Origin of the sequence: Paraburkholderia sp. HP33-1 (genome assembly GCF_021390595.1) — a bacterium.
Classification (GTDB): Bacteria; Pseudomonadota; Gammaproteobacteria; order Burkholderiales; family Burkholderiaceae; genus Paraburkholderia.
This window is the reverse complement of the sequence record NZ_JAJEJR010000002.1, coordinates 1,830,562-1,845,009: the sequence shown is the minus strand read 5'-3', so window position 1 is coordinate 1,845,009 and position 14,448 is coordinate 1,830,562. Positions and strand designations below refer to the sequence as shown.

14 protein-coding genes are annotated in these 14,448 nt (G+C 61.0%); 10 read left to right on the top strand and 4 right to left on the bottom strand.

Going from position 1 to position 14,448, the window contains the following annotated elements; all coding sequences use genetic code 11:
* The first annotated feature begins 27 nt into the window (after positions 1–27).
* From L0U81_RS24395 to L0U81_RS24375, 5 genes are all read left to right on the top strand, one after another.
* Positions 28–1,143, top strand: a complete 1,116-nt coding sequence (locus tag L0U81_RS24395) for a glycosyltransferase family 4 protein (RefSeq protein ID WP_233806530.1) — start codon at positions 28–30, stop codon at positions 1,141–1,143.
* 18 nt (positions 1,144–1,161) lie between these two features.
* Complete coding sequence (locus tag L0U81_RS24390) at positions 1,162–2,310, top strand: hypothetical protein (protein WP_233806528.1); 1,149 nt, start codon at positions 1,162–1,164, stop codon at positions 2,308–2,310.
* Between the two features lie 69 nt (positions 2,311–2,379).
* Complete coding sequence (locus tag L0U81_RS24385; RefSeq protein ID WP_233807931.1) at positions 2,380–3,390, top strand: glycosyltransferase family 2 protein; 1,011 nt, start codon at positions 2,380–2,382, stop codon at positions 3,388–3,390.
* Between the two features lie 17 nt (positions 3,391–3,407).
* Complete coding sequence (locus L0U81_RS24380) at positions 3,408–4,724, top strand: lipopolysaccharide biosynthesis protein (RefSeq protein WP_233806525.1); 1,317 nt, start codon at positions 3,408–3,410, stop codon at positions 4,722–4,724.
* 51 nt (positions 4,725–4,775) lie between these two features.
* Positions 4,776–5,966 (top strand): glycosyltransferase family 4 protein, encoded by a 1,191-nt coding sequence (locus L0U81_RS24375; protein ID WP_233806516.1) that lies wholly within the window; start codon positions 4,776–4,778, stop codon positions 5,964–5,966.
* Here L0U81_RS24375 and L0U81_RS24370 read toward each other — a convergent pair.
* Positions 5,942–7,249 (bottom strand): O-antigen ligase family protein, encoded by a 1,308-nt coding sequence (locus L0U81_RS24370; protein ID WP_233806507.1) that lies wholly within the window; start codon positions 7,247–7,249, stop codon positions 5,942–5,944. The genes L0U81_RS24375 and L0U81_RS24370 overlap by 25 nt on opposite strands.
* Before the next feature lie 284 nt (positions 7,250–7,533).
* Between L0U81_RS24370 and L0U81_RS24365 the strand changes: the two genes are divergently transcribed.
* The 5 genes from L0U81_RS24365 to L0U81_RS24345 all read left to right on the top strand — a co-directional run bounded on the left by L0U81_RS24365 (position 7,534) and on the right by L0U81_RS24345 (position 12,283).
* A complete protein-coding gene (locus L0U81_RS24365) occupies positions 7,534–7,809 on the top strand; it encodes a hypothetical protein (protein ID WP_233806499.1) in 276 nt (91 codons plus the stop codon).
* A 77-nt stretch (positions 7,810–7,886) separates the two neighbouring features.
* On the top strand, positions 7,887–9,407 hold the full coding sequence (locus L0U81_RS24360) for a mannose-1-phosphate guanylyltransferase/mannose-6-phosphate isomerase (protein ID WP_233806491.1): 1,521 nt from the start codon (positions 7,887–7,889) through the stop codon (positions 9,405–9,407).
* A gap of 41 nt (positions 9,408–9,448) precedes the next feature.
* On the top strand, positions 9,449–10,831 hold the full coding sequence (locus tag L0U81_RS24355; RefSeq protein WP_233806489.1) for an undecaprenyl-phosphate glucose phosphotransferase: 1,383 nt from the start codon (positions 9,449–9,451) through the stop codon (positions 10,829–10,831).
* A gap of 2 nt (positions 10,832–10,833) precedes the next feature.
* Positions 10,834–11,892: a sugar-transfer associated ATP-grasp domain-containing protein gene (locus tag L0U81_RS24350; RefSeq protein ID WP_233806487.1), complete on the top strand. Its 1,059-nt coding sequence runs from the start codon at positions 10,834–10,836 to the stop codon at positions 11,890–11,892.
* 49 nt (positions 11,893–11,941) lie between these two features.
* Positions 11,942–12,283, top strand: coding sequence for a hypothetical protein (locus L0U81_RS24345; protein WP_233806479.1), 342 nt, complete (start codon positions 11,942–11,944; stop codon positions 12,281–12,283).
* A 22-nt stretch (positions 12,284–12,305) separates the two neighbouring features.
* On the opposite strand, the gene L0U81_RS24340 is transcribed toward L0U81_RS24345, so the two are convergent.
* The 3 genes from L0U81_RS24340 to L0U81_RS24330 are packed head-to-tail and all read right to left on the bottom strand — an operon-like array spanning position 12,306 to position 14,432.
* The gene (locus tag L0U81_RS24340; protein WP_233806477.1) at positions 12,306–12,704 is read right to left on the bottom strand and encodes a hypothetical protein; all 399 of its coding nucleotides are present in this window, start codon (positions 12,702–12,704) and stop codon (positions 12,306–12,308) included.
* A gap of 19 nt (positions 12,705–12,723) precedes the next feature.
* Positions 12,724–13,395 (bottom strand): RraA family protein, encoded by a 672-nt coding sequence (locus tag L0U81_RS24335; protein WP_233806475.1) that lies wholly within the window; start codon positions 13,393–13,395, stop codon positions 12,724–12,726.
* Positions 13,392–14,432, bottom strand: a complete 1,041-nt coding sequence (locus tag L0U81_RS24330) for an amidohydrolase family protein (RefSeq protein WP_233806473.1) — start codon at positions 14,430–14,432, stop codon at positions 13,392–13,394. Before L0U81_RS24330 ends, L0U81_RS24335 begins: the two co-directional genes overlap by 4 nt.
* Positions 14,433–14,448: the final 16 nt, after the last annotated feature.

Below are 14,448 nucleotides of genomic sequence, written 5' to 3'. Positions count from 1 at the left end.
TCGCGATGGCGTAAAACGGAGAACCAGATGGCCTTTGCAATCAACGGAAAGTTTACTTCGCAGCCCGTCACGGGGGTCCAGCGCGTTGCCTATGAACTGACGAGGGCCATGCAGATGCGCGCCGTGCCGGGCGACGAACCCGAAGTGTTCGTGCCACCAAACGTGGTCGAACCAGGCTCGCTGCTCAAACGGCAGCGGCGCTTTCCCTGGTTGCGCGGCACTTTGTGGGAGCAGATCACGCTGCCGATCGCCGCGCGCGGCGTCACCTTGCTGAATCTGTGCAATACGAATCCGTTGTTCAAGCACGGTCAGATCGTCATGGTTCACGACATGGCAGTCTATGACGTGCCGCAAGGCTTCTCGAGGAGATTCCGCATCTGGTATCGGGTCTGTTTCGCGCTATTGCCGCGCACGCATCCGATTGTTCTGACGGTGTCGACGTTCTCGAAGTCGCGTATCTGCCATCATCTGAAGATCGACGAATCGCGTGTGAAAGTGGTGGCGCCCGGCGCGGATCATCTCGACCGGATCGTCGCTGACCCCTCGGTGCTGCAACGGCTTGAATTGTGTAAGGACGCTTATTGCGTGATGGTCGGCAGTCTCGACCCGCGCAAGAATCTGCAAGGCATGCTCGATGCGATCGAGCGGCTCGGACATCTGAGCGAGGTCAAATTCGTCATTGTGGGCAGGAAGAATCCGCGCATCTTCAGCAGCGCGGGCCCGGAGCATCCGGTGCATTCGCGCCAGGTCGTGTGGGCGGGTTTCGTGTCGGATGAGGAGTTGAAGGCGCTGTATCAGAACGCCGGCTGCCTGGTGTTTCCGTCGTTGTACGAAGGATTCGGCTTGCCGCCTCTCGAAGCCATGTATTGCGGCTGCCCGGTGATCGCGTCGGCTTGCACGTCGATACCAGAAGCGTGCGGAGGCGCCGCGATGTATTGCGACCCGACTTCCGCGGACGACATCGCCGCGAAGATCACGCAGATGATGAGCGACGCGGACCTGCGCCAACGTCACCGAAGCGCGGGGCTGCTGCATGCGCGCGAGTTTCGCTGGGAGCGCTCGGCGCAAAAAGTGCTCGAAATCCTTTACATCCAGACTGGCGAACGGCTGGCCGAACTGACGCCGCGCGCGTCGGCGAGCTAGCGATGGGTGGGTACGAACATGGATCGCGTGAAGACACGTGCTGGCAGAAGACGTGCATTGCGGACAATCGCCGCGCTGGCGGCGGGTGCCGCCGCGCCGATGTCAAATATCAGACCCGCTCTTGCGCTGATACCGGATGCAGCGCCCCCGTGCGGGCGCGCCCGCAGGATGACAGAGCTGATTGGCACGAACGGCTGGTCGGGCTCGGCGACCGATCTCCAGATCTGGAACGAGGCCGCGGGCGAATTGTCCGGCGGATTGCCGCAGGCGACGTTCTGGCACGGCCCGGAATTCAGCACGGATCAAAAGCGCGCGAAGCCGTACGAGCGCGCGATGCAGGACTACATCGAGCGCATTCATATTCCGGCCGCACGCATCATTCGCAGTTACCACGCGTATGTGGTTTATGGAGGCTGGCCGGACCAGGGTGGGCTCGCGAACTTCCAGCGCTGGCTCGAATACCGAAGCCCGGCATTGAATGAGCGAATGCTCGATTGGGTCGACTACATCGACACGCATTATTTGCCTGTGGCGGATCTGGAATCGCTGTATCAGCAATACGTGAAGAACGGTCCCGCGCGCGGCATCTGGCAGACAGAGATCGGCAACGAGTACATGAAGGATCCGCACTACCTGCCGCGTTATTTCTTCGATCTGGCGGTGTGGGCGCTTGGTAGAAACTGGGACGATCCGGACAAGTACCTGTCGATGATCTATCACTGGGACGGCTATGAACCGTTTCGTCTCACGCATCGCGGTCCGCCTGAACGAACCTGCAACGTTTCCGGTCGAACCTTGATCGTGCTGCGCCAAACCGCGGGTGGGCATCTGGCGAGTTTTTCAAAACCGCTGCAAGGCGGTCCTGGAGTGGCTGCAAATGCTCTGCTTTCGGGCAACGAACTCGTGATACAGGTGAGTAGCAGCGCGGGCTGGCAGGGCATTGCAATCGGCGGGCTGCAGGCGCTGCGCTCTCGCACGGTCAAGGCCGATTTCATCGATGCGCTCAGTGGCGAGGCGAGCGCACCGGGCAATGTTGCATTGAGTTGGGACAACGAACTGATGCAGGTCCGATTCAAGGTGCCCGACCAGGTGAACGGCGCTGGCAATTATCCGCCTGGAAATCTGGCTTATCTCGTGCTGCGTCGCGTGGCGCAGGGAGTGGCATAGCGATAGTTCGTGAGCTTGACGGTCGCCGGGAGCCGGCGGATCGAACCTGACGGATAGCGTTGACACATGATGAAACCGGTCACCATTGCGATTTGCAATTACAACTACGAGCGCTTTCTGACCGCTGCGATCGACTCTGCACTCGCGCAGGAGTATCCCGCGACCAAGGTCATGGTCGTCGACGATGGTTCGACCGACGGTTCGCGCACGATCATTGAAAGCTATGGCAACCGCGTGCTGTTTCTCAGCAAGAAAAATGGCGGTCAGGTGTCCGCCTACAATCATGCGATCGCGTCGCTCGACACCGAGTATGTGATTTTTCTCGATTCCGACGACGTGCTGTACCCATCAGCGGTCTCCGAAGTCATGCGCTTTTTCGAGTACGGTACGTGGGCCAAGGTGCAATTCCGGCTCGACGTGATGGACAACGAAGGTGCGTTGACGGGCGCCTACGTGCCGCATAGCGAGCCGCCCCAGGAATGCGGCGAGCTGCTGCGTTGCGGTTGGCTCTATCCGTCGCCACCCGCGTCGGGCAATGCTTACCGGGCGAGTGCGCTCAGGCAGATCTTTCCGGTCCCTGAAGAGGGCGTGAATCGCTATGGCGCTGACTTTTACGCCATCTATGGCGTTGCGCTGACCGGTCCCATCGCGACCGTGCCGAAGTCGCTAGGCGGTTATCGGGTACATAACGCGGGCAGTGAAACGGTGGCGTTCGCGAACTCGGAACAACTGACGAAAGCGCCACGCGCATTCAACATGCGCTGGGCCATCCTGCGCAACATTGCCAAGATCCGGCTCGACATCGAACTGCCGACGACGTTTCTCGACTTCTCGCATGAGAAAGCGACATTCTGTTCTTCCATTTATCGCGCGACGCTATTCAGGCGCTGGCACTGGATGCTGCTCGATTCAGGCCGCTATCTGCATACGATTGTCGCGAATCCGTTCTGGAGCCTGAAGAAAAAACTCGGCACGCTCGTATTGTCGAGTCTGTGTCTCGTGCCTTACTCGCCGCTATCGGATTTCGCGGTGCGTTATATCGCGAACCCGCTTGCGCGCCGTCGCGTCTCAGGACGCTGAGGGCGAAGGAGGACGGCATGGATAGACGTGCAAGCGCCAATGTAATCGCCTTTGTCTATGGCGGCTATTTGATGAGGTACGTGTACCTCATCATCGTCGTGCCGTTCTATGGAAGAGTGCTGGGTGTGGCCGAGTACGGCCGCGTACTTGCGTCGATGTCGCTGATGAACGTGATATGGATGCTCGTCACCTTCGGCCTCACGTTCGTCGGCATACGCGAGGTGTCGAAAGCGCAGTCGGCGCTCGAATGCAATGCGATCTACTCGCTGCATGTCAGCGCGCGGCTGTTGCTCGGCGTGATCGGCGCGGGCATCGGCGTCGTTGCGACCTTGAGCTCGCCGGTATTGTCGGAGCGGCCTCTCATCGGCCTGCTCGCGACCTTGCTCGGCGTCGTGTCGGCACTGAATCTCGGCTGGCTATTTCAGGGGCGGCATTACTTTCGCACGCCGATCATGATCGAAGTGTTCGGCTTCGCGCTGAGCCTCGTGCTGGTTCTGACGCTCGTCAGAGGACCGGAAGACGCCGTATGGGTGCTGGCGAGTCTGCTGATTGCGGGTATCGCGTCGTTGATCATTTCGTACGGTTTGACGACATGGCAGCTCGGGTTGCCGCGTCTTACGTTTTCCGGCGTCGTGCCGCTCGTGCGCAGTTCGGCGATGCTGTTCTGCTATTCGTCCGGCTCCGTCGTGCTTACGGCATCATCCACGTATTTGCTGACCCTGTTGTCGACGCCCGCGCAGGTCGGCTATTTCGGCGCGGCGGAGCGCTTCGCGACGATTGGACTCAGCCTGATGGGCCCCGCGGGGCAGGTCTTTATTCCGACGATAACGCGACAACTCGCACAGGGCGACAAGGAAGGCGCGCATGTCACGACGCGTCGCGGCGCCATGCTGCTGCTCGGCTACAGCCTACTCTTGCTGTTCGGCGCATTGACGCTCTCACCTTTCCTGTTGCCGCTGATTCTCGGGGCCGCGTTCGAGCCGAGTGCGCATGTGTTGCAGGTCTTCGCATGGATGTTTCCGTTTGCGGCTTTCAACGAACTCGTCGCGTTCTATGTATTCGTGCCGCGCAAAAGGGACAGGATGCTCGCGATTGCCGGCGTAGTTTCGGGCCTGGTCAATCTCGCGATTGCGCTCGTTCTCGCGCCGCGCTTCGGCGCGATGGGCATGGCGTCTGCTCGGGTGATCGGCGAAGCGATGCTGTCGGCGACGCTGCTCGGCGTCATGATTCGCCTCGAGCTGGTTAGCCTGTTGCCTGGGGCCGAGCGGGCGCTCGAGCGGGTGCGGGTGGTATGCGGACTTCGTACGCAGACGGGTGGCGCGAAGGACGATTGAAGCGGTGCGTGAGTGGGCGGGGGTTTGGTTGGATCGTCACAGGAGCTCGAAGTGAAAGTCGCTATTGTTCACGATTGGCTGGTGGTGTCCGGCGGCGCCGAGAAAGTATTGAAGAACATCATCGAGTGCTTCCCGGATGCGGACGTCTTTTCGATTGTCGATTTTCTCGAAGACCGCGACTGCGTGAAGGGGAAGTCCGTCAACACGTCGTTTATCCAGAAGATGCCGTTCGCGCGAAGCCGTTACCGCGCCTATCTACCGTTGATGCCGATTGCAATCGAGCAGGTCGATCTGTCCGGCTACGATCTCGTCATTTCGAGCTCGCACGCGGTCGCGAAAGGCGTGTTGACCGGGCCGTACCAGGTGCACATCAGCTACATTCATTCGCCGATCCGCTATGCGTGGGATCTGCAACATCAGTACCTGCGCGAATCTCATCTGGACACGGGACTGCGCTCCGCGTTGGCGCGCGTGCTGCTTCATTACATTCGCGGCTGGGATTCGCGTTCCGCGAACGGTGTCGATCATCTGGTCGCGAATTCGCAGTTCATTGCACGGCGCATCAGAAAGGCCTATCAGCGGGAATCAACGGTGATCTATCCGCCGGTCGATCTGGCGAATATGTCCATTGGTACGGAGAAAGAGGATTTTTACGTGACGGCGTCGCGGATGGTGCCTTATAAGCGTATTGATCTGATCGTCCAGGCCTTTTCGCAAACACCCGATCGCAGGCTCGTCGTGATCGGCGATGGTCCCGAGATGAAAAAGATCCGGTCGGTGGCCGGGGAGAACGTCGAGATTCTCGGGCATCAGCCGTCCGACGTGCTGATCGATCATTTGCGGCGGGCACGTGCCTTCGTGTTCGCGGCGGAAGAAGACTTCGGCATTTCCGTGGTCGAAGCGCAGGCTTGCGGTACACCGGTGATCGCGTTCGGCCGTGGCGGCGTGCTTGAATCGGTCGTGGGTTTGCCGCTCGAACGGGCCACCGGGGTTTTCTTCGGCGAGCAAACCACCGCGTCGTTGCTTGAAGCCGTCGGCCGGTTCGAAAGCAATGCAGGCTTGTTCGACGCGCGCGCCTGCCGCAAGAATGCCGAGCGCTTCTCATCGGAGAACTTCAAGAAGGCGCTGATGAGCTTCGTCGATACGCGGCTTCCGTATGCGTGCATCGAACAGTTTCTTCCGTATGCACAGAGTCAGCCGCAGCCGGCCGAAGAACGTCATCTGGCCGACGTTACGCCCTGAGTAGGGCGCTGGGACAGGGGCTGTGCGGCCCGCTGACCCGCCACGCCTGCGTTGCGCGATCCGCGCGGGTCAGGCCTGAATGCGGTAACCGCGAGCGGACGCGCGGCGAGCAGCAGTGAGATGACCAGAGTCAGAATCAGCACGTTCGACGGCGTGACCAGCCGATGCTCGGTTGCCGACATCACGAGCAGGCAAACCGACGAAATCTCCACGAAGCGGAACGCCGCGAAATGGCGTCCCCCCTCGACCAACGCGGCAAACGCCGCACCCTGCTTGCTCCACTCGACGAGTTTCCAGTAAAACGCGAGGATCAGCGCGAGGCCCACCACGCCGAGCTCGGCGAGGATATTCAGGTACGAGTTGTGAGCATGCGAATCGCTGTGCTCGATCACGACATCGGACGGCACGGCGAACAGATGGAAGTACGAGGTGAGGCTGCCGATATGGTCGTCGAAGGAGCCAAAGCCGAGACCGACGATCGGGCTCTGTTCGAAATACGCGAGCGCTCGCGGCCACAGCCACTCATAGCGAATGTTGAGGTTGGCGAGCTTGGCGTCCCGATTGTGAATCGAGAACGTATAGCCCATGTAGTCGACGGTCGGCTCGGTATGATAAATCGCCACCGCGAACGACGCGACCAGCATCACGGCGATCATCGACCCGAGCATCCAGCGCTTGCGGCCAAAGTACAGATACGGCAGCACGGCCGCGGCGCCGAGCAGCGAGCCGCGACTATAGGTGGAAAACAGCATCAGCGCATTACAGGCGAGCAGCGCGATCAGCAGCCTGCTGCGCTTTTGCAGGTAGCAGGCCACGCCGAGACAGAACAGCATCGCGAAGAAGCCACCGGCCGCATTACGGGCAATGAAGTAGCTGCCGAAGCTGTCGTCGGGGTTGGTGAAGATGCTGAGCAGACCGTTCTCGACGATGTAGTACGCGTACATCGGCAGGTTGGTCAGGACAGCGAACATGAAAAACGCGCGCAGTACCTTGTTCATATCCCAGCGGTGCGCATATAAGCAACCGGCAAAAATGGGCGCATAGGAGACGAAAAAGTTGCCGTCGCGCCGATAGAAATCGAATTCAAGAAACGACTGCGGATCGTAGAACAGCGTCGAGACGATCGCAAGCGCGGTGAAAGCCGTAAGCGGCGCCATGAACGCGGGGTAACTGCGGCCATAAAAGCGCCACGCGCACAACAGCAGCGGGACAAAGCCGATCGCACTGATGGGCACCAGATTCGTGACCGTCAGAAAAAGTGCGAGTAGCGAAATATAGGCCATTGCAACTCCGGAAAAACGGACGGCGCGCCGGTCGGGGATGTGCCCATGCGCTGGATGATGGCCGGATTGGGAAAAGCGGAGACGCACGGTGTGGCCGCATGGGATCATATCGTACGACCTTGACATGAATGCCACGGGACATTCATTAAACGGTAGCACGTGTCACCGCTTGTTTTCAACCGTGCGCATCCCCTGCAATAGAGGTGCAAGCTCGTTCGCAAGCTTGCGAAAAGGTGTCCGCGAGCGCCGCCAAAACTTCCTCGCTTCGCGCCAGGTGCGCTGCAATGAAATATGGCCTCACTATGATTGAACTCATCGCGACACGACGTCGCCCCGATCCGATGCACGTCGTTGCCGCGTTCGTTCTTGCATTTCAATCGTTTTCCGGTCGTCGTTGTCGAGCAGACCACTGCGATCCGGCCAGTCAGTTTCCGTACTTCCCGATCGAGCCGGATTCGGCGTCGGTGCATGCGTCTTTTCACTGCGAACTGAACGACTGGTCTGATCCGTCTGACGCGGACGTCCCGATCAATAAATCATATGAGACGGTGTTTGTGTGAATCGCGACGCACCGCGTTATGCGGTGTCGTTCAGGGAGATGCGTTCCCGAGCGGGTTTCAATGCGAAGGAGTGAGCGATGGGCAAGGTTACGGCAGCAGCAGCCGCGACGGATGTCGAAACGAAACGGCAGGACTCTGCCGAGGCGGGGTATCCGCTGCTCGTGCAGGTGATTCTCGCTGGTGGTTCCGGCACCCGCTTGTGGCCGGTGTCGCGCGAACAGTTTCCCAAGCAGCTGATCGACGTGATCGGCAACCAGACTTTGTTGCAGGCAACGATGGGGCGCATGGCCGGTTTTGAAGGCGCATGGAACGTCGCGGCCGATCCCGTGATTGTCTGCGGCACCGAGCATTATTTCGCCACTTATGAGCAGGCACGCGAAATCGGCGTGAATGCGCGGATCGTGGTCGAGCCCGCGCGTCGTGATACCGCGCCGGCCCTCACGCTTGCCGCGCTGACGGCACGCGCTCAGGACGAGGACGCAATCCTGGTGGCAATGCCCGCCGACCATGCGATAGCGAATCTCGAAGGGCTTCATCACGCGCTCGACATTGCGGCGACGCATGCGCGCGACGGCGCGATCGTCACGCTAGGCGTACCGCCGGAACGACCCGACACGGGCTTCGGTTATATCCGCCTCGGCGATGTGTTACCCGATGGTGCGCGGCGCATCGAGCGCTTCGTCGAGAAGCCCGCGGCGGAACTCGCGGCCCAGTACGTCGCATCGGGCAATTACTGGTGGAATAGCGGCATCTTTGTCGTGCGTGCGTCGGTGTGGTTATCCATCATCGAGCAGTTCCAGCCGGACATGCATACGGCTTGTGTCGATGCGTGGCGCGACGCGAAGAAGACCGAAGAATGCATCATGCCGGAGGCCGACGCGTTTTTGCGTTCTCCATCCGACTCGATCGACTATGCGGTAATGGAGCAGCTCGGCAAACCGGAGTCGGCGGGTTCCGGCGTGGTGGTGCCGCTCGAAGCGGGCTGGTCCGATCTCGGCTCGTGGGATGCGGTATGGCAAGCGATGGAGAAGGATGACTGCGGTAACGCCGCGAGCGGCCGCGTGCTGTTCGAAGGGGCCACCGCGACTTACGCACGCTCGCAAGGAGGCAGGCTTCTCGCCTGCGTCGGTACCAGCAACATGATCGTGATCGATACCGACGACGCGGTGCTCGTGGCGGATCGATCGCATGTGCAGGACGTCAAGGAACTCGTGACGCGGATCAGGCGCGAGAAATCGCCGGAAGCCGATGCGCACAGAAAAGTCCGCCGCCCGTGGGGCTTTTACGACTCGATCGATCATGGCGAGCGCTTTCAGGTGAAGCGTATCGTCGTGATGCCGGGCGGGCGCCTGTCGTTACAGATGCATCATCATCGCGCCGAGCACTGGGTGGTCGTGTGCGGAACGGCACTCGTCACGCGTGGAGAAGAGCAGTTTCTTCTCGGCGAAAACCAGTCGACCTATATCCCGCTGGGTGTGCTTCATCGGCTCGAAAATCCGGGTCGCGTGCCGCTGCAGATCATCGAAGTACAGTCCGGCGCTTATCTCGGCGAAGACGACATCGTCCGTTTCGACGACAAGTACGGGCGTTGCGGCTGATGCGACGGGGTCGACCTGATACCAGCTATGAGGGGGCTGTGATGCGATCGCTGACTGGTCTACTGGCGAGAGCGTTCGATGTCGCGATGATCGTGGCGGGTGCCTTCGCGGCCTCGCAGATCCGCTTCGACGGCGGCTCGCAGCGGAGCTTCTACCTCGCGTTCGTCGCGTTTGGCGCCGCATTTGCTCTCGCGGTGTTTCCGGTGTTCGGTGTTTACGAATCGTGGCGCGGGCGCTCGAAAAGAGCGCTCGCGGGCCACGTGGCGCTCGGTTGGATCGTCGTGCAGACCTGCGCGATGGTGCTGATGTTCTCGCTGCACCGGATCGACTTCGTGTCGCGGCTCTGGTTCGTCTATTGGACCGGTATCTCGGGCGCCGCGATGATGGCCGGCCGGATGGTAACGCATGCGCTGCTCGGCCGCATGCGTCATGCGGGGATGAACTTGCAGCAGGTCGCGGTGGCGGCATGCGGCGACCATTGCGATGAGATCATCCGGAAGATCGAGATGTCGCCGGCCGCCGGTTTCCGCGCGAACGCGTTGTATAACCTGCATCCGGGCTGCTGTATTCCGTCGCGCTCGTCGGTACAGGTCTTCGAAGAACAGGGTGCGTTCGCTCGCTACGTGCGGGAACACCAGATCGGCGAAGTATGGCTGGCACTGCCGCTCACCGAGGAGCGCGCGATTCTTAATCTGGCCGCTGAGTTTCGCAACGACCTGATCAACGTGCGCTTCATGCCCGATGTGCGCACGCTTGCGCTATTCGAAGGCAGCATGACCGAGTTGCTCGGCTTGCCGACGATCAATCTCGCCGCGTCGCCGCTGCCGCCGAATGCGTTGGTGCAGAAAGAGCTGTTCGACCGTCTGTTCGCGATGGTCGCGTTGATTGCGATCTCGCCGATTCTGCTGGTCTGTGCGATTGCCGTGAAACTGAGTTCACGCGGGCCGGTGTTCTTCAGGCAGCGGCGCAAAGGGGCCGACGGCCGCGTATTTACGATCTACAAGTTCCGCACGATGCGGCTGCACGAACAGAAACCGGGCATTCTCGAACAGGCCACGCGCGACGATCCACGCGTCACGACCGTTGGCGCGTTCCTGCGCCGCACGAGTCTCGACGAACTGCCGCAGTTCTTCAACGTGCTACGAGGTGATATGTCGGTGGTGGGGCCGCGTCCTCATGCGCTCGAACACGACGATCTCTATCAGAACATCGTTTCGGGTTATATCCACCGTTATCGGATCAAACCTGGCATTACCGGCTGGGCGCAGATCAACGGATATCGCGGCGAGACCGATCGCCTCGAAAAGATGCAAGGCCGCGTCGCGCACGATCTGTATTACCTGCAAAACTGGTCGTTCTGGCTCGACGTGAGGATCATCCTGGCCACGATTTTCAAGGGGCTTCATCATCCGAACGCTTACTGAGCATGATGCTATCCGGCGTTGAAGAAGTAGTCAGGCGCTCCGCGAAGCGGGTCTCGCTGTACCGGTTTCACCTTGACCACGGCGCACAGGCGAGAAAGATATTGCAGGTGCTCGAAGACAGACACGGCAAGGCCAACCCGGCGAATCTGCGGCTCGCGGACGCCTATGCGCGCGATGTATTCGGCGACCCTGTCTACGCGCCGTGGCTGCGCGTGTACACCGCGTTTTGCGACACATTCAAGGAAGGATGGATCCCGGACAACTACTACGCCATCGTCGTCGTGCCGAAGTTGAAAGGCTTGTACGGGAAGATCTCGGACCTGAAGCCGATCTCGCAACAGCTTTTCGGCGGCGACGCATTGCCCGATATCGCGTACTTCGCCAATGGGCTGTTCTTCACGGACAAAAGCGTCGTGGTCCCCGATCGCGAATTGAAAGAAGTCGTGTTCGAGCATGCCGAGCGCGTGATCTTCAAGCTCGACGGCTCGAAGCAGGGCAATGGCGTCCATTTCTTCGACAAGGCGAGTTTCGATCCCGCGCGCATCCGGGCGCTTGGCAACGGTGTGATTCAGGCATTCATCGTTCAGCACCCTCTGTTCAGCGCATTTGCTTCGAAGCCCGTGGCAACGCTGCGCCTCACGACCGTGGTGGACGACAGCGGCTGCATCTCCCTTCGGTCCTGTTACCTGAGGCTCGGCAGAGCAGACGATACGCACATCCAGAGCCGGCGGCAAATCTGTGTGGCGGTCAAGCTCGAAACCGGCGAACTGTACGACGAAGGTTATGCGAACTGGGGTGCTGTCACGGCGCATCCGGATTCGGGCGTGCGCTTTGCCGGCGTCAGGATTCCGCAGTTCGAGCAATGTGTCGCCCTGGTGCTGCGGCTGCACCGGAAGATTCCATTCGCGCGCTGTGTCGGCTGGGACGTCACGGTCGATGCGAACGAGCGCGTGCAGGTGATGGAGTGGAACGGCGGGCACAACGACGTGAAGTTCAGCGAGGCGACGCAGGGCCCGTGCTTTTCGGATCTGAAATGGGAACGGCTTGGGTCCGTGCGTTGAGTTTTTCTCGGTAGTTGAAGCGGCTGAAACAGGCAGCGGGAGACGCGACGTGAGCGAACAGTTATGGTGCGTCCACATCGAAGGACTCAACGACTTCATTGCCGTCGATTCGGAGGAGGCGGCGCGGCACGAGGCGTCGGAGATCAATGCGTATATCGATCGTGCGGACAGGAGCTCGCATGCCGCGCGCTTGCGCGCGGTGGTGGTCGAATGGCCGTTCAGCGCGGAGGGTCACGCGAGGGCGCTCGATAGCGATTGGTACGATCTGCAGCGTATGCCGCACCGGCAGCAGGCCGGGACTCAATCAGCGGGCGGTGTGCTGTCGAAGCTCGCGCGCCGCGTCAGAGAGCTGCTGAGCGTCGCGCGCGCGGGCGGCAAGGGCGACGCATGAGCCGCGGCTATGGCAACCCGCGTCATGCGGACAGCGGCACGTCTTCTATCAGGTCAGCGTTCACCGCGCGAATCCTTCGATCGACAAAATACCCACCACCTTCGACGTAGCGCAAGTACAGTCGCCCGCACGTCGTGCATTGCCACACGCCGCAGCGGTTGTACGGGAAATAGCGCGGCGCGATCGGCGCATCGGCCGACCAGTAGCTCATTTTATTGGGCAGATATTCGCTGAAAGTCGGCTCGGGATCGTCTTCCGGCATCAGCGTGCCGATTTCCTCGAACAGCGTTTCGTCCAGCGATAGCGGCTGCGATTGCCAGCCGTCGAGGGGAGTGCGCGTGCATTCGCAAGGTGCGCTGGCGCGCTGTTGCGCGGCACGCGCGAGTTCGAGAAGGGTTACAGCGTTCAGGTAGTGCGCCATGGGGCCGATAGCAGAAGGTTCATGAGCCGTTCATCATCCGGTCGCGTTGCATGTTGACCCAGCCGCGCTCGAACGTGCCGTTGGCAATCGACGCGAGCGCCGCCGCTTCTTTGGCTTGCTGACGTCGCGCGCCTTCGATGACCGCGTCGACGTCGGCCGGCGCAATGGCGAGCAGACCGTCTTCATCGCCGACGATGATATCGCCCGGATTCACGACCATGCCGCCCACCGTGACCGGCACGTTGATTTCGCCGGGACCGTTCTTGTACGGGCCGCGATGCGTGACGCCGCGCGCATACACCGGAAAATCGTGCTGCCGCAGCGCGCCGACGTCGCGAATCGCACCGTCGATCACGAGACCGCGCACGCCAAGGCTTTCCGCATACGTCGCCATGATCTCGCCCATCAGCGCCTGCGTGAGGTCGCCCGCGCCATCGATCACGAGCACGTCGCCGGGGCGGCAGAATTCGAACGCGCGATGAATCGCGAGATTGTCGCCGGGGCGGGTATGGATCGTCAATGCGGTGCCGGCCAACGGCTTCGGCCGATGATACGGCCGTAAGCCAATCGCGCCGCTCGCGCGCGCCATGTTGTCGCTGAGCAGCGACACCGCGAGTTCGCGCAAGGCGTCGAGCGTAGCTGGACTCGCCTGCGGCGCACACGGAAATTCACGCCATCCCACTGGGTTCATACGGTGGCTCCTCGTACGGCGAATTGTCGATCGAGTTGACGCGGCAACCGTGCATAGACGCTGCGCGCATTGTCTTCGTAGATGCGTTGGCGATCCGCGTCGCTGAGCCATTCGATCGCATCGATGTAGCGGCGCGTGTCGTCGTAGTAATGGCCGGTGCGCGGATCGATGCCTTGCACCGCGCCGATCGTCTCCGACGCGAACAGAATGTTCCCGACCGGAATGACCTTCGCGAGCAGTTCGGCGCCGGGCTGGTGATAGACGCAGGTATCGAAGTACACGTTCTTCAGCAGATGCTCTTCGAGCAGCCGCCTCTTCATGTCCTGCGCGAGGCCGCGATAACGTCCCCAGTGATACGGCACGGCGCCGCCGCCGTGTGGAATGATGAAGCGCAGGGTCGGGAAGTCGGCGAACAGATCGCCCTGCAACAGCTGCATGAAGGCGGACGTGTCGCCATTGATGTAATGCGCGCCGGTCGCATGAAAGTTCGGATTGCACGACGACGACACGTGAATCATGGCCGGTACGTCGAGGTCGACCATCGCTTCATACAGCGGATACCAGCTGCGATCCGTGAGCGGTAAGCCGCTCCAGTGCCCGCCGGACGGATCAGGATTCAGATTGCAGCCGACAAAACCGAGCTCCTCGACACAGCGCCGCAATTCGCCGATGGAATTGGCGGGCGCCACGCCGGGCGCTTGCGGTAACTGGCACACACCGACGAAGTTGTGCGGAAACAGCTCGCACACGCGATGCACGAGGTCGTTGCATTCGCTCGACCATTGCGCGTTCGCTTCGGCGCCGGCGAGATGATGGCCCATGCCGGCCGCGCGTGGCGAGAAGATCGTCAGATCGGTGCCGCGCTCGCGCTGCACGCGCAATTGGCCGTTTTCGATGCTGTCGCGAATCTCGTCGTCGCTGATGAAAGGCCGCGGCGGTGGTGTAAGGCCGTCCCGCAGCGCGGCGATCTGCTGCTTTCGCCACGCTTCGTGCTGCGCCGGAGAGGTCGTGTAATGACCGTGGCAATCGATAATCATGGGTGCGTCGATCCTC

Bases quoted from the DNA above. Each gene is read 5' to 3' on its own strand.
- L0U81_RS24395 (WP_233806530.1), top strand. From the start codon at position 28: ATGGCCTTTGCAATCAACGGAAAGTTTACTTCGCAGCCCGTCACGGGG.
- L0U81_RS24390 (WP_233806528.1), top strand. From the start codon at position 1,162: ATGGATCGCGTGAAGACACGTGCTGGCAGAAGACGTGCATTGCGGACA.
- L0U81_RS24385 (WP_233807931.1), top strand. From the start codon at position 2,380: ATGAAACCGGTCACCATTGCGATTTGCAATTACAACTACGAGCGCTTT.
- L0U81_RS24380 (WP_233806525.1), top strand. From the start codon at position 3,408: ATGGATAGACGTGCAAGCGCCAATGTAATCGCCTTTGTCTATGGCGGC.
- L0U81_RS24370 (WP_233806507.1), bottom strand. From the start codon at position 7,249: ATGGCCTATATTTCGCTACTCGCACTTTTTCTGACGGTCACGAATCTG.
- L0U81_RS24365 (WP_233806499.1), top strand. From the start codon at position 7,534: ATGAAATATGGCCTCACTATGATTGAACTCATCGCGACACGACGTCGC.
- L0U81_RS24360 (WP_233806491.1), top strand. From the start codon at position 7,887: ATGGGCAAGGTTACGGCAGCAGCAGCCGCGACGGATGTCGAAACGAAA.
- L0U81_RS24355 (WP_233806489.1), top strand. From the start codon at position 9,449: ATGCGATCGCTGACTGGTCTACTGGCGAGAGCGTTCGATGTCGCGATG.
- L0U81_RS24350 (WP_233806487.1), top strand. From the start codon at position 10,834: ATGATGCTATCCGGCGTTGAAGAAGTAGTCAGGCGCTCCGCGAAGCGG.
- L0U81_RS24340 (WP_233806477.1), bottom strand. From the start codon at position 12,704: ATGGCGCACTACCTGAACGCTGTAACCCTTCTCGAACTCGCGCGTGCC.
- L0U81_RS24335 (WP_233806475.1), bottom strand. From the start codon at position 13,395: ATGAACCCAGTGGGATGGCGTGAATTTCCGTGTGCGCCGCAGGCGAGT.
- L0U81_RS24330 (WP_233806473.1), bottom strand. From the start codon at position 14,432: ATGATTATCGATTGCCACGGTCATTACACGACCTCTCCGGCGCAGCAC.